Origin of the sequence: Kitasatospora sp. NPDC056783, from assembly GCF_042789895.1 — a bacterium.
GTDB lineage: Bacteria > Actinomycetota > Actinomycetes > Streptomycetales > Streptomycetaceae > Kitasatospora.
Genome location: NZ_JBHUAF010000238.1, coordinates 1 through 13,066 on the forward strand (window position 1 = coordinate 1; position 13,066 = coordinate 13,066).

Sequence of the window (13,066 nt, forward strand, 5' to 3'; positions counted from 1 at the left end):
GTCCACGGCCCCCGCCCCTCCCCGGGGGCGGGGGCCGTTGCCGTTTCCGGTGCCGCTCGTTCCGGCGCCGCTCGTTCGGTGCGGCCGGGCTCGGCCCATGGAAAGTACTTTCCATCATGGAAACCAGATGCCATAGTGGAATCGCCATCGACTTCGAGGGGGATCCCATGAGCGACTCCACCCACGCCGGCCTGCCCGCCGCCGAGGCGCTCCGCCTGGCCGAACACGCCCAGGAGGCCGCGCGGCGCCCCGGGCGGCTGCCCGACTGGTACGGCGTCTTCTTCGCGTTGGCCTTCTCCGCCTACGGGGTGGGCGTCGGCCAGGCGATCGGGGCGAAGCGGATCTGGCTGCTCGGGGTGCTCGGGAGCGGCTTCGGCATCGTCTCCGGGATGGCCGCCGGGGTCGCGATGCGCAGCGATGGCATCGTCCGGCGCGGCATCCCGTCCGGCATCGGCGGCACCATCGTGGTGGCGGTCCTCGGGGTGTGCGGAGCGGGCGCGGCGGGCATGGCGCTCGCCTGGCTGGCCGGGGGAGGCCCGCGCTGGATCGGCGCCGCCGCCGGGGTCGCGGCGGGGCTCGCGTTCTGGGCGGCGACCGGCCGGCTGAACCGCCGGGTCCGGCGCGGCGGGGAGACCGGCTGATGCCGTCCGCCCTCGACCCGCTGCTCCAGCACCCCACCCGCCTCACCGTGCTGGCCTTCCTCGGTGCTTGCAGGGAGGCCGAGTTCGGCGCCGTCCGGGACCACTGCGAGGTCTCCGACTCCGTCCTCAGCAAGGCGGCGACCTCCCTCGAGGAGGCCGGGTACGTCGCCGTGAAGAAGGGGTATGTCGGCAAGCGGCCCCGGACCTGGCTCGCCGCCACCGGCGAGGGGCGGGCGGCCCTCGCCGCCCACCTCGCCGAGCTGCGCCGGCTGGTGGCCGCCGCCGAGGAGGCCGGGGCGCGGCACGGCTCGGCGACATGACATGACGGGACGGGACGCGGGGCCTCACCGTGCCCGGCGCCAGGTGATGCGTGGGTGGGGGGCGTGCGGGCCGGTGGTGACCAGCGCGGTCAGTTCGTGGAGCACCGGGGACGGGTCGCGGCGGAGCTGGGCCGGGGTGGTGCGGACCACCGGGAGGCCGGCCGCGGTGAGGCGGTTGGCGCGGGCCAGGCCGCGTTCGTGCTCGGCCGGGCGCAGGTGCCAGGCGCGGGAGTCGATCTCCAGGGCCACGCAGGCGTGCGGCCAGTAGGCGTCCGGGACGGCGAGGAAGCGGCCGTCCAGGAAGAGCACCGGGTTCCACAGCGGCTCCGGCAGGCCGGCGTGCGCCAGCAGTTCGCGGGCCTCGCCCTCCACCACCGACCGCACCCCGGCCGTCAGGTCCTCCACCACCCGGGCCACCTGGGGCAGCCCGAGCGCGCCCGGCCGGGACAGCAACTGGTCGAGCAGTTCCCCGAGTTCGCAGTTCCGCCGTTGGATGGCCTCGGCGCACAGCGCCCGGAACCGGCGCTGCCCGGTCTCCCCCGGCGCGAGGTCGGCCAGCGCCCGGGCGACGGTGGTGCTCCACAGCCCGTCGTCCCGTTCGAAGCCCCCCGGCATCGCGCCCGAGGCCCGGTGGACCCGCACGAACTCCCGGTCTCCGACCCGCCGTTGACCTGGGATCAGCACATCGACGGCGGTCAGGTCGGCCGGGTGCCCGGCGCTCGGCAGCCCGGCCTCGGCCAGCACCGCGAAGCCGGTCAGCAGCACCTCCCCGGACCGCGGCTCCCGCCCCTTCGGTGTCGCGTACGCCAGTGCGGCCCGCAGTTTCTGGTGGAACGTCAGCCGTCCGTTCTGGAGGCAGATCACCCGGGGCAGCACCTGCTGCCAGGGGCCGCCCGGCCGCAGCCGGTGGGCGATGGTGCCGGAGGGCACGCCGAGCCGGCGCAGCTGCGCCCGGGTGGCGATGTGCTGCTGGTCGGCGCCGAGCAGGGCGACCGGGTCGAGGGGGTTCGCGCGGGTCATGCCCGGGTGCCTGCCCGCCGGGGTCGGGGGTATGCGAAATATCCCCCGTCGGGGGCTTCCGGGCGCGGAGGTTGACGAAAGGCCGCCGACCGGCTGCTCCGGCTGATCCGCGAGGGCGGTGACGCCGAGGCCCTGGCCGCCGAGCTCTTCGACGGCACGCCGAAGGGCTTCCTGGGCGCGGTCGCCCACCACGTCCCGCAGGGCGAGGTCCATGAGCGCCTGGTCGCGGCGTGGGCCCGGATCGCCGAGCCCGACCCGCTGGTCGTCGCCGAGGTGGTCGGCAACGGCAGCCGGACGTCCGCCGCCGACACGGTTCCCTACGCCCTGTGGTGCGCCGCCCGGCACCTCACCGACTACCGGGCCGCGGTCTGGGCGGCGATCGCGGCCGGCGGTGACATGGACACCGTGGCCGCGATCACCGGCGGAGTGGTCGCGGCCCGCACGGGCACGCGCGGCATCCCGGCCGCCTGGATGGCCGCCCGCGAGACGCTGCCCGGCTGGGCGTTCCCGGAACCCGGGTCCGTCGTGGGCGGCCGGGGCCGTGCGGACATGCTGGTCCCGCGCCCGTACCCGCTGCCCGAGGTGGGCGAGTGGACCGACGAGCAGTGGCAGCGCATCCGGGCGGGGCGGCTCGACGGCCCGCTGAACCGTTCCTGGGCGGTGCGCACCCGAGAGGGCTCGGTCATGATCTGGCGCCCCGAGGAGGGCTTCCCGGTCTGGGAGGTGGCCGTCACCCGGGTCCGCGGCGGCTGGCGGCCGGTCTCCGTGGTCGCGGAGTCGAGCCCCGGCCGTTGGCCGGGCCGTCCCCAGGACCGGCACGGCCTGCCCACCCTCGCCTGGATCCTGAGGACCGCCGCCGCCGGGGAGCCGGTGCCCTTCAGGCCGTGATCATCAGCTGCCCGGTGCCGCTGCCGCCCTGTCTAAGGCACTCCTGGTTGATCGCCGGATCCGGGGCGCTCGGCGAGGTGGCGGCGGCGATCCGCAGCTCGATGATGTCCCGGACGGCCGGCCACTCGTCGTCGAGGATCGAGTAGAACGCGGTGGAGCGCACCACCCCGTCCAGCCCGCGCGAGTGCGCCCGGCGGACGCCCTCGGAGGTCGCGCCGAGCCGCTCGATGGCGGCGCGCGAGCGCAGGTTGCGGGCGTCCGCGCGCATCGAGATCCGCTGTACGCCCCAGGTCTCGAAGGCGTGGCGGAGCATCAGCAGCTTGGCCTCGGTGTTGATGCCGGTGCCCTGGGCACGCGGCGAGAGCCAGGTGTTGCCGATCTCGGCCGCGTCGGGGACGGCCGTGGCCGGATCGCCGAACGGGACCCCGGGCACGGGCGGCCACACCAGCGGGCCCTGCCAGTAGTCGAGTTCCAGGAACCGGGTGGAGCCGACGACCCGGCCGTCGGCGAGGTTCACGGTGGCGAACGGCAGCGACCGGCCCGCGGCCTGGTCGGCGAGCGCCCGTGCGACGTAGTCGCGGGCCGCTTCCGGGCCGTGCGGGACGGGCGTGAAGGCGTAGGTCGTACGGTCCTCGGCGCCGGCCTCGGCGATGGCCTCGGCATGGTGCGCGGCAAGGGGCTCCAGCCGCACGGTGCGGCCGGTGAGGATGACAGGTACGGGCACGGAACCTTGGTCCTTCATCGGTCGGAGGGTTGCCTCCCGCGCCGGGGTGCGGAACGGGGTGCGCTGGGTGGGTACGCCTGGGCCCGGGTCCGCCGGCCGGGTACCCGCGCACGCCGGAGGTCCGGTCGGACGGGGTGGGGGCGGCGGCCCGGAACGGGCGGCGCGGGGTGCCGGAACGGACACGGGTCCTCGGACCGGTCCGGCGGGACGTGCGGGGGGACAGTGTGCGTCCGCGAAATGGCCGAGAAGGAAACGAGAGCGCGAAGGGAAGCGGGCGGCCAGGTGAAGGCAAGATGCGTCGTGGGTGGCTGGCCGAGCACCGGACCGGGACGTGGCCGACGGCGTTACGGACGACGTGACGACGACGCGACGATGCGAGGCAGCGAGAGGACGATACCCGCCAGAAGGCGGTGCGTCACTTCGCGGCACGCGAATGGCCGCGCGGGCCGTTCCCGGGCCCCCCGGACGGGTCTCTCCGGGGGTCGTGACCATGGCTGTGACCAGGGGCTCTGCCGCCGGGTGCGATCATGGTCCGGACCGGTCGGCCGAGGCCGTCGGGCACGCCCCGCGGCGAGCCGCGGGACCGGTCCCCGAACGCTCCTCGGGCGGGTCGTCCGCAGGCCTGTCCGCCGGTCCGTCCGCCGTGCGTGACCAGGACCGGAGCGGGCGGGTCCAGGTCGGCGGGCGGAGCGGGAATTCCGGCGGCGCCCGGCACGCTGCAGAGGACGAGAAGCCGGTCGACCGGGACGAGCAGAGAACGGGGTTGGGTGCGCGGTGCGTGACTTCCAGGCGCTGTACGAGCTGGATCAGCAGGGCGTGGCCGCCGTGGCCGCGGCCAACGCGCAGTTGCGCGACACCGGTGCCGGCCTGGTGCTGCTCCAGCACTACGAGGGCTTCATGGACGCCGGCGAGGCCGGCGGCCAGGTGGTGGAGCACCTGCTGGAGACGGGATCGCCGCAGGTGGTGGCCCGCTTCGACCACGACCGTCTGGTGGACTACCGGGCCCGCCGCCCGTCGATGGTCTTCGACCACGACCGCTGGGTGTCCTACGACCCGCCGGAGATCCTGCTCCAGCTCGTCCACGACGCCGCCGGAGCGCCGTTCCTGCTGCTCACCGGCCCCGAGCCGGACGTCGAGTGGGAGCGCTTCGCGCGCGCCGTCCGCGAGCTGGTGGAGCGCTTCGAGGTCCGGCTCTCGGTCGACTTCCACGGCATCCCGATGGGCGTGCCGCACACCCGCCCGGTCGGCCTGACGCCGCACGGCAACCGGCTGGACCTCGCCCCGGGCTACCCGCAGTGGTTCGAGCAGGCGCAGGTGCCGGGCAGCGCCCAGGCCCTGGTGGAGTACCGCCTGGCCGAGGCCGGGCACGACGTCCTCGGCTTCGCCGTGCACGTCCCGCACTACGTGGCCCGCTCCGCCTACCCGGCCGCGGCCGTGCTGGTCCTGGAGGCGACGCAGTCCGCCACCGGGCTGGTGCTGCCCGGCACCGGGCTGCGCGAGCGGGTGTCCGAGGTCTACGCCGACATCGAGGAGCAGCTGGCCCAGGGGGACGGCGAGTTGCGTTCGGCGATCCGCGGCATGGAGGGCCAGTACGACGCGGTGGCGGGCGCGGAGGGCCGGGAGAGCCTGCTGGCCGAGCCGGTGGACCTGCCCTCGGCGGACGAACTGGGGCGGCGCTTCGAGCAGTTCCTGGCCGAGCACGAGCGCGACGCGGAGTAGCGGGGGAAGAACGGGGCGGGAACGGGGGAGTGGCGGGGGAGCGATGGCGCCCCCCGGGGCGCACTCCGGCCGGTCCTGGTCCGTCCGGAGGCGATTTCGCCCGGTCGGGAGTCATCGGGCCCCGGGCGTTCGTTGGCCCGTGAGGTGCCCGGGGGACGGGCCGCCGTCAGGAGCCGACCGTGACTCGCATCCCCGGGGGAAGACCATGCCGACGACCGCCCGCCCGACGCTCGCCCTGACCGCCGGACTGGCCGCGCTGCTGCTGGCCGGGTGCGGAGGCGGAGGCGGTTCGGCCGGCGGCGGGAGCGGCTTCGCGGGCGCGGTGCCCGACCGCGCGCAGGGCGCCGCGACCTCGTCGCCGACGCCGGCCCCGCCGCCCACCGGCCCGTACGTCGCGCTCGGCGACTCGTACACCGCCGGGCTGGACATCCCGCCGCAGACCGGCGAGCCGGGCGCCTGCCGCCGCTCCGGGGTCAACTACCCCTCGCTGGTGGCCAAGGCGCTCTCGCTGGCCCCCGGGCAGTTCACCGACGTCAGTTGCAGCAGTGCCCGCACCGGGGACCTGACCGGCCCGCAGAAGGTCGCCGACGGCACCAACCGGGCCCAGCTGGACGCGCTGACGGCGGACACCCGGCTGGTCACCCTGGGGATCGGCGGCAACGACGCCGGTTTCACGGAGGTCGTGACGGAGTGCGCCAAGGAGAACCTGGTGGACCTCGTCAAGGGCGTGATCACCGACGGTGGCGACCGGTCCGGAAAGTCGCCCTGCCGTGACCACTACGCCGCCGGAAACGGAACCGACGAGGTCCAGCGCAGGGTGGACGCGGCCGGCGAACGGCTCGGCCGGGTGCTCCAGGAGATCGGGAAGCGCGCCCCGAAGGCCAAGGTCTACGTGGTCGGGTACCCGGGGCTGCTCCCGGCCGACCCGGCGAGCTGCCGGCCGGTGCTCGGCAACGCCGTGGCCGCCGCCGACCTGGGCTTCCTGGTCGAGAAGGAGCAGCAGCTCAACGGCATGCTCAGGCAGCGCGCGGAGGCGGCCGGCGCGGTGTTCGTGGACCTCGCCCAGCCCTCGGCCGGGCACGACATGTGCGCGGGGGAGGACAAGCGCTGGGTCGAACCGCCGCTCCCGCGCCGTGGGATGGCGCCGATCCACCCCAACGCCCAGGGGCAGGAGGCGGCCGCCGGGGTGGTCGTCAAGGCGATCAAGGGCTGAGTCCCGGGCCCGCCGCACGGCCCGGCCGGCCCGTCGGGGCGGGCGTCCGCGCGCCGTGCACCGTTCACGCCCCGGCCCCCGCCCCTTCGCGCGCGGCACACCCCGCGTGTCGGGGGCGCGGCGTACGGTGAGGCGCATATGGATGACACCACGCACCGCCTCGCCGCCCCGATCCCGTACGACCGCGCCGCCGAGGCCCGCTGGGTCCCCGAACCCGACAAACGCCCCGGCCGCACCGCCTTCCAGCGCGACCGCGCCCGGGTGCTGCACTCGGCCGCGCTGCGCCGGCTGGCCGGCACCACCCAGGTGGTCGCCCCGATGCGCAGCGACTTCCCGCGCACCCGGCTCACCCACTCCCTGGAATGCGCCCAGGTCGGGCGGGAGTTGGGTGCCGCCCTGGGCTGCGACCCGGATCTGGTGGAGACGGCCTGCCTGGCCCACGACATCGGCCACCCGCCGTTCGGCCACACCGGCGAGGAGGCCCTCGACCAGGCCGCCGAGGCCTGCGGCGGCTTCGAGGGCAACGCCCAGTCGCTGCGCATCCTCACCAGGCTCGAACCCAAGCGCTTCGCGCCCCAGGAGGAGCGGCCCGCCGCCCGGCTCGCCCCCTGGCCGGGCCGCAGTGTCGGCCTCAACCTGAGCCGGGCCGCCCTCGACGCCGCCACCAAGTACCCGTGGACCAAGGGCGCCCACCCCACCGACCCGGCCTCGCCGAAGTACGGCGTCTACGCCGACGACCTGCCGGTCTTCCGCTGGCTGCGGGCCGGGTCCCCGGCCGGGCTCAAGTGCTTCGAGGCCACCGTGATGGACTGGTCCGACGACGTGGCCTACTCCACCCACGACGTCGAGGACGGCCTCCAGGCCGGCCACATCGACCCGGCCGCCCTGCGCTCCCCGAGCGAGCGCGCCGAGCTCTTCAAGGTCGCCGAGCACTACGCCCCGGACGCCGAGCCGCAGGAGCTGTCCGACGCCCTGGACCGGCTGTTCGCCCAGGAGTGGTGGCCGCGCTCCTACGACGGCACCGCGCGCGCCCGGGCCGGGCTCAAGGACCTCACCAGCCAGCTGATCGGCCGGTTCTGCCTGGCCGCCGAGCAGGCCACCCGCGCCCGCTACGGCCCCGGCCGGCTCACCCGCTACGCCGCCGAGCTGGTGGTGCCGCGGGAGGTCCGGCTGGAGTGCGCGGTGCTCAAGGCGGTCGCCGTCCGTTACGTGATGCAGCGCGCCGAGCAGGCCCAGCTGCGGGCCCGCCAGCGGATCGTGATCGCCGAGCTGGCGTACGTCCTCACCCAGCGCGCTCCCGAGGGGCTGGACCCGGTGTTCGCCGCGATGTACCGGGAGGCCGAGGACGACCGCGCCGCCCTGCGCACGGTCGTCGACCAGATCGCCACCCTGACGGACGCCTCGGCCCTGGCCCTGCACGCCAAGCTGGTCGGCGCCGCCTGGGCGTAGGGCCCGCCCGGCGGACCCCGCCGGGCCCGGGCGGACAGCCCGCCTCCCCGCCCGGCACCCCGGTGGGCGCGTTCGTCCCCTACCCGCCCCCTCCCCGCCCCGCCGGGAGGCGCTCCCTTCCGTCCGCCGGCCCCTGCCCCCCGGCGCAGCCGGAAAGCCCGGCCGCCCCAGTAGACTTCCGGGGTGGCCGGGCGGATCAGGGACGAAGACGTACAGGCGGTGCGCAGCGCACTGCCGATCGACGCGGTGGTCGGCGACTACGTACAGCTGACCAACGGTGGCGGCGGCGAGTACAAGGGCGTCTGTCCCTTCCACGACGAGAAGTCCGCCTCCTTTTACGTGAACCCCGCCAAGGGCGTCTTCCACTGCTTCGGCTGCCAGGAGAACGGCGACACCATCGCCTTCCTGATGAAGATCGAGCACTTCACCTTCGCCGAGGCCGTCGAGCGGATGGCCGCCCAGGCCGGCATCACCCTGCGCTACGAGGAGGGCGGCTACAGCCCCCGCCACCAGCAGGGCGAGCGCACCCGGCTGGTCGAGGCGCACAAGGTGGCGGCCGCCTACTACCGGGAGCAGCTGGCCTCGCCGGAGGCGGAGATCGGCCGCCGCTTCCTGGCCGAGCGCGGCTTCGACGAGGAGGCCGCGCAGACCTTCGGCGTCGGATACGCCCCCGCGGGGTGGGAGCACCTGGTCCGTTACCTGCGCGGCAAGGGCTTCACCGACAAGGAGATCCTCCAGGGCGGCCTGGCCTCGCAGGGCCAGCGCGGCGGTCTGATCGACCGCTTCCGGGGCAGGCTGGTCTGGCCGATCCGGGACATCGCGGGTGAGGTGGTCGGCTTCGGCGCCCGCCGTCTGCGCGAGGACGACAACGGGCCGAAGTACCTGAACACCCCCGAGACGCCGATCTACAAGAAGTCCCACGTGCTGTACGGCATCGACCTGGCGAAGAAGGAGATCGCCAAGTCGGGCCGCGCGGTGGTGGTCGAGGGCTATACCGACGTGATGGCCTGCCACCTGGCCGGGGTCACCTCCGCGGTGGCGACCTGCGGTACGGCCTTCGCCGAGGACCACATCAAGATCATCCGCCGGCTGCTGATGGACACCTCCCAGTACCGGGGCGAGACCGTCTTCACCTTCGACGGCGACGCGGCCGGCCAGAAGGCCGCCCTGCGCGCCTTCGAGGACGACCAGAAGTTCGCCGCCAAGACCTCCATCGCGATCAGCCCGGGCGGCATGGACCCGTGCGAGCTGCGGCTGGCCCAGGGCGACGAGGCGGTCAAGCAGCTGATCGACAACCCGGTCCCGCTGTTCGAGTTCGCGCTGACCTCGGCGGTGGCCCGGCACCGGGTGGACACCCCGGAGGGGCGTTCGGCGGCGCTGGAGGAGGCGGCCCCGATCGTCGCCAAGATCAAGGACCGCTCGATCCAGCACGAGTACGCGGTCCGGCTGGCCGGCATGCTCGGCATCCTGGACGAGCAGTTCGTCGTCCGCCGGATCTCCCAGCTGGCCCGCTGGGACCGCGAACGCCAGCAGAACCCGCGCGGCGCGGCCGCCCAGCGCCGCCCCGAGCCGCTCCAGCCGCAGCGTCCCGCGCAGCCCTCCTTCCGGCTCAACCCGCGCGACCCGGCCCAGTTCGTCGAGCGCGAGCTGCTCAAGCTGGCGCTCCAGCACCCGGACCTGGTCAGCCCGGCCTTCGACCACTACGGCGAGGACGAGTTCCCGACCCCGCCGTACACCGCCGTCCGGCAGGCCATCGCCAAGGCCGGCGGCGCCGCGTACGGGGCGACCCTGCCCGACTTCACCAGCGCGGTGCGCGAGGCGTCCCCGGACGACCAGGTGCGCTCGCTGGTCACCGAGCTGACCGTCGAGCCGGTGCGCTCGCGCCGCAAGGCGGACGCCGTCTACGCGGGGGAGTTCCTGGTCAAGCTGCGGATGCTGGCGGTGGACCGGCGGATCACCGAGGTCCGCGGCTACCTCCAGCGGCTCGGTCCCCGGGCCGGGGCCGAGCAGCTGCACGCCGTGCAGACCGAGCTGTGGCAGCTCCAGCAGTACGGGCAGCAGCTGCGCAGCCGGGGCGCGGCGGCGCTGTAACGCGCGCCGCGACACCGGCCGCGCCCCCTTCTCCGCCAGAAAGTCGGCGCACGAGTCTCGGCCACGGAGTGTGGCGTACCGCACACTGGAGGGCGCCCACCTCCGTACAGCGCGGGTCCGCCAGAGTCGCGCCCGCCCCGAGGGGATGCCCGTGGAGCAAGGCCTCGTCGCAGCGACCACCACCAGCACGCGAGCGAATCCCGCCGGACCGGGCGGCCGCCGGACGGCCGGGGAGCAGGACACCCACCACGGCCGGGCCGGGACGGCGCCCCCCGACGGTGCCAGGGTCCCCGCCCAGGGCCTGCCGGAGGGCCACCCCGACAGCCCGGAGCCCGAGCCCGTACCCGAACCCGAGGGCGAGGGCGAGGGCGACGTCGAGCCCGAGGAGCCGGACGGGCGGCGCCGGGTGCCCGCGGAGGAGACCGGCCCCGCCGCCGACCTGCTGCGCCAGTACCTCCGCGAGATCGGCCGGATCCGCCTGCTCACCGCCGAGGAGGAGGTCGAGCTGGCCCGCCGGGTGGAGGCCGGCGTCTTCGCCGAGGAGCGGCTGGACCTCGACCCGCCGCCGCCCGACCCGCTGGCCGGGGAGCTGGACACCCTGGTGGTGCGGGGCCGGATCGCCAAGCGCCGCCTGATCGAGGCGAACCTGCGCCTGGTGGTCTCCGTCGCCAAGCGCTACGTCGGCCGCGGGCTGACCCTGCTGGACCTGGTCCAGGAGGGCAACCTGGGCCTGATCCGGGCGGTGGAGAAGTTCGACTACGCCCGGGGGTTCAAGTTCTCCACGTACGCGACCTGGTGGATCCGGCAGGCGATGAGCCGGGCGCTGGCCGACCAGGCCCGGACGATCCGGGTGCCGGTGCACGTGGTCGAGCTGATCAACCGGGTGGTCCGGGCACAGCGCGGGCTGCTCCAGGAGCGCGGCCTGGAGCCCACGGCGGCCGAGATCGCCGCCGTGCTGGAGCTGACCGAGGAGCGGGTGCGCGAGCTGCTCCGGCTGGCCCAGGAGCCGATCTCGCTGCACACCCCGGTCGGCGAGGAGGAGGACGTCGCGCTCGGGGACCTGATCGAGGACGCCGACGCCGCCTCGCCCGCCGAGTCCGCGGCCTTCCTGCTGCTGCGCCGGCACCTGGACGCCGTCCTGGCCACCCTGGGGGAGCGGGAGCGCCAGGTCGTGCAGCTCCGCTACGGGCTGGACGACGGCCGGCCGCGCACGCTGGAGGAGATCGGCGCGCTGTTCGGCGTGACGCGGGAGCGGATCCGCCAGATCGAGTCGAAGACCCTGCTCAAGCTCCGTGACCACGCCCACGCCGAGCAGCTGCGCGGCTACCTGGACTGACCGGCGGGCTCAGGAGGGGTTCTCCGCGCCGCTCGGAGCCGGCGGGTCGGTGGGCGCGGGGGCGACCGGCGAGGCCGGGTCCGGGGTGGTGGTGGCGCTCGCGCCGGTGCCGGGCGGGGGCGAGGCGCGTCCGATCGGGATCGGGGTGGAGGCCACCACCCCGGCCAGGTCGGCGACCGTCGCCGTGCAGTCGTGGCCGGCCGGCTGGTAGCCGCAGACCTGGAAGGTGACGGCAGGGTCCGCCGCGTCCAGCATCGGCGAGTAGTTGTCGTAGCCCCAGTGGATGAGTGCCGTCTCGCTGTCGCCGGTGCTGTCGGTGATCGTCGCGTAGTCCTTCGGCTCGCCCTCGGTGATGGCCGCCCAGGCGGCCCGGCAGGCCTGGCTGTACCGGAGGTAGACGACCACCTTGCCGATCACCTGGGTCTGCAGGGTGCGGGCGTCCTGGCCGCAGCCGGTGGTCTTCGGGTCCTTGTGCGCGCAGCCGACGCCCTGACAGTCGGGGCCGGAGGCCCCGGACTTGGCGCTCGCGCCGACGCTCGCGGAGACGGCCGCCACCCCGACCGTCGCGGCGGGCTCGTCGGACCGGCTGATCCGCAGGCCCGCCAGTACCAGCAGCAGTGCCAGGACGGCCGCGCCGGAGACCAGTGCCGCCGGGCGCCGCCACCAGAGGACGGGGGCGGGGGCGGGGTCCTGCGCGGTCGTCAGCACCTCGCCGCCGGCCGGTTCCTGCGGGGTCGCGTCCTCGACGGCCGGCTCGTCGGGGGCCGGCTCGTCGACGGCCGCAGCCCCGGCGGTCGGCTCCCCGGGGTCCGAAGGCCCGTCGGCGGCGGCTCCGGCAACGGCCGGCCGCGCCGGGGTCCCGGCCTCCGGCCCGTCCACCGCCTGGCGCCACAGCGCTCGCAGGGCGGCCCCGTCGCAGTCCACCGCCCTGGCCAGCGCGTCCAGCGCCTGCTCGGTGACGACCCGTTTGCCGTTGAGCCAGCGCTCCCAGGAGGCCCGGCTGTAGTGGGTCCGGGCGGCCAGTTCGGACAGCGACAGTCCGGCGGTGTCCTTGATGGTCCGGAGCTCCTCCGCCAGGCGTCTGGCGGGCTCGGACAGCTCCTCGGGCAGCTGCTTCCAGGCGGAACCCATTGCGGCGCTCCAAACTCATGAAACGGGGAACGGGGGGACGGGGTGGACGGCGGGGTCCCGGCCCGGCCGTTCGGCGTCCGGGCGTCTCCACCCTTGTCGGCCCGGCGTCCCAAACCCCAGGTCATGGCGCTGAGACGGACGGAAGTGTCTCACAACCCCCGGAAGTGCTCGAACATTCATGTGACCGTCGGGCACAGTTCTCAGGCCGGTGCGGTCAGCCGACCGGCGGAACCGTTCGGACACCGATCGACCGCCGTCGCCGCTCCGCACCCCGTCCCGGTACCTCCACCGGGCCGAGGCAGCCTCGCGGGGGGAGGCTGCCCCGGTCCGACCGGGACGCTCCGGCGGCGTCGAGGGCGGTGGCGACGTTGAGGTAGCACCGCTCGGTCTGCGCGGCGAGGTCGCCCTCGCCGACCGTCCTTCCCTCCGCGTCCCAGGCGACCTGGCCGGCGACGAAGACCAGCTTCGATCCGGTGGCGACCGACACCTGCCGGTAGACGTCGATCTCGGGCAGTCCTTCGGGGTTCATCAGGG

At 75.2% G+C, this 13,066-nt stretch carries 12 protein-coding genes; 8 read left to right on the forward strand and 4 right to left on the reverse strand.

Going from position 1 to position 13,066, the window contains the following annotated elements; genetic code table 11:
* Nucleotides 1-167 precede the first annotated feature (167 nt).
* Both ACFRMQ_RS27395 and ACFRMQ_RS27400 read left to right on the forward strand, forming a co-directional pair.
* The gene (locus ACFRMQ_RS27395) at nucleotides 168-641 is read left to right on the forward strand and encodes a hypothetical protein (RefSeq protein WP_380733320.1); all 474 of its coding nucleotides are present in this window, start codon (nucleotides 168-170) and stop codon (nucleotides 639-641) included.
* Nucleotides 641-961, forward strand: coding sequence for a transcriptional regulator (locus tag ACFRMQ_RS27400; RefSeq protein ID WP_380733321.1), 321 nt, complete (start codon nucleotides 641-643; stop codon nucleotides 959-961). The genes ACFRMQ_RS27395 and ACFRMQ_RS27400 overlap by 1 nt, the downstream gene beginning before the upstream one ends.
* A 24-nt stretch (nucleotides 962-985) precedes the next feature.
* On the opposite strand, the gene ACFRMQ_RS27405 is transcribed toward ACFRMQ_RS27400, so the two are convergent.
* On the reverse strand, nucleotides 986-2,194 hold the full coding sequence (locus ACFRMQ_RS27405) for a hypothetical protein (protein WP_380733322.1): 1,209 nt from the start codon (nucleotides 2,192-2,194) through the stop codon (nucleotides 986-988).
* Between ACFRMQ_RS27405 and ACFRMQ_RS27410 the strand changes: the two genes are divergently transcribed.
* Entirely contained in the window at nucleotides 2,153-2,869 is a 717-nt protein-coding gene (locus ACFRMQ_RS27410) for an ADP-ribosylglycohydrolase family protein (protein WP_380733331.1), read from the forward strand. The genes ACFRMQ_RS27405 and ACFRMQ_RS27410 overlap by 42 nt on opposite strands.
* On the opposite strand, the gene ACFRMQ_RS27415 is transcribed toward ACFRMQ_RS27410, so the two are convergent.
* The gene (locus ACFRMQ_RS27415; protein WP_380733323.1) at nucleotides 2,859-3,593 is read right to left on the reverse strand and encodes a GNAT family N-acetyltransferase; all 735 of its coding nucleotides are present in this window, start codon (nucleotides 3,591-3,593) and stop codon (nucleotides 2,859-2,861) included. The two genes, ACFRMQ_RS27410 and ACFRMQ_RS27415, sit on opposite strands and share 11 nt — an antisense overlap.
* Before the next feature lie 774 nt (nucleotides 3,594-4,367).
* On the opposite strand from ACFRMQ_RS27415, the gene ACFRMQ_RS27420 reads away from it, so the two are divergent.
* The 5 genes from ACFRMQ_RS27420 to ACFRMQ_RS27440 all read left to right on the forward strand — a co-directional run bounded on the left by ACFRMQ_RS27420 (nucleotide 4,368) and on the right by ACFRMQ_RS27440 (nucleotide 11,401).
* The gene (locus tag ACFRMQ_RS27420; RefSeq protein ID WP_380733324.1) at nucleotides 4,368-5,312 is read left to right on the forward strand and encodes a PAC2 family protein; all 945 of its coding nucleotides are present in this window, start codon (nucleotides 4,368-4,370) and stop codon (nucleotides 5,310-5,312) included.
* Between the two features lie 205 nt (nucleotides 5,313-5,517).
* Nucleotides 5,518-6,525: an SGNH/GDSL hydrolase family protein gene (locus ACFRMQ_RS27425; protein WP_380733325.1), complete on the forward strand. Its 1,008-nt coding sequence runs from the start codon at nucleotides 5,518-5,520 to the stop codon at nucleotides 6,523-6,525.
* Between the two features lie 138 nt (nucleotides 6,526-6,663).
* Nucleotides 6,664-7,974 carry a deoxyguanosinetriphosphate triphosphohydrolase gene (locus ACFRMQ_RS27430; protein ID WP_380733326.1) on the forward strand — a complete coding sequence of 437 codons (1,311 nt, stop codon included), beginning with the start codon at nucleotides 6,664-6,666 and terminating at the stop codon, nucleotides 7,972-7,974.
* A 183-nt stretch (nucleotides 7,975-8,157) separates the two neighbouring features.
* Nucleotides 8,158-10,065, forward strand: a complete 1,908-nt coding sequence (gene dnaG / locus ACFRMQ_RS27435; protein WP_380733327.1) for a DNA primase — start codon at nucleotides 8,158-8,160, stop codon at nucleotides 10,063-10,065.
* Nucleotides 10,066-10,216: 151 nt separating this feature from the next.
* Complete coding sequence (locus tag ACFRMQ_RS27440; RefSeq protein ID WP_380733328.1) at nucleotides 10,217-11,401, forward strand: RNA polymerase sigma factor; 1,185 nt, start codon at nucleotides 10,217-10,219, stop codon at nucleotides 11,399-11,401.
* Between the two features lie 9 nt (nucleotides 11,402-11,410).
* On the opposite strand, the gene ACFRMQ_RS27445 is transcribed toward ACFRMQ_RS27440, so the two are convergent.
* Complete coding sequence (locus tag ACFRMQ_RS27445; RefSeq protein WP_380733329.1) at nucleotides 11,411-12,532, reverse strand: DUF2690 domain-containing protein; 1,122 nt, start codon at nucleotides 12,530-12,532, stop codon at nucleotides 11,411-11,413.
* A gap of 214 nt (nucleotides 12,533-12,746) precedes the next feature.
* Nucleotides 12,747-13,064, reverse strand: coding sequence for a RidA family protein (locus ACFRMQ_RS27450; protein ID WP_380733330.1), 318 nt, complete (start codon nucleotides 13,062-13,064; stop codon nucleotides 12,747-12,749).
* Nucleotides 13,065-13,066: the final 2 nt, after the last annotated feature.

Bases quoted from the DNA above. Each gene is read 5' to 3' on its own strand.
- ACFRMQ_RS27425 (WP_380733325.1), top strand. From the start codon at position 5,518: ATGCCGACGACCGCCCGCCCGACGCTCGCCCTGACCGCCGGACTGGCC.
- ACFRMQ_RS27445 (WP_380733329.1), bottom strand. From the start codon at position 12,532: ATGGGTTCCGCCTGGAAGCAGCTGCCCGAGGAGCTGTCCGAGCCCGCC.
- ACFRMQ_RS27430 (WP_380733326.1), top strand. From the start codon at position 6,664: ATGGATGACACCACGCACCGCCTCGCCGCCCCGATCCCGTACGACCGC.
- ACFRMQ_RS27405 (WP_380733322.1), bottom strand. From the start codon at position 2,194: ATGGACCTCGCCCTGCGGGACGTGGTGGGCGACCGCGCCCAGGAAGCC.
- ACFRMQ_RS27395 (WP_380733320.1), top strand. From the start codon at position 168: ATGAGCGACTCCACCCACGCCGGCCTGCCCGCCGCCGAGGCGCTCCGC.
- ACFRMQ_RS27400 (WP_380733321.1), top strand. From the start codon at position 641: ATGCCGTCCGCCCTCGACCCGCTGCTCCAGCACCCCACCCGCCTCACC.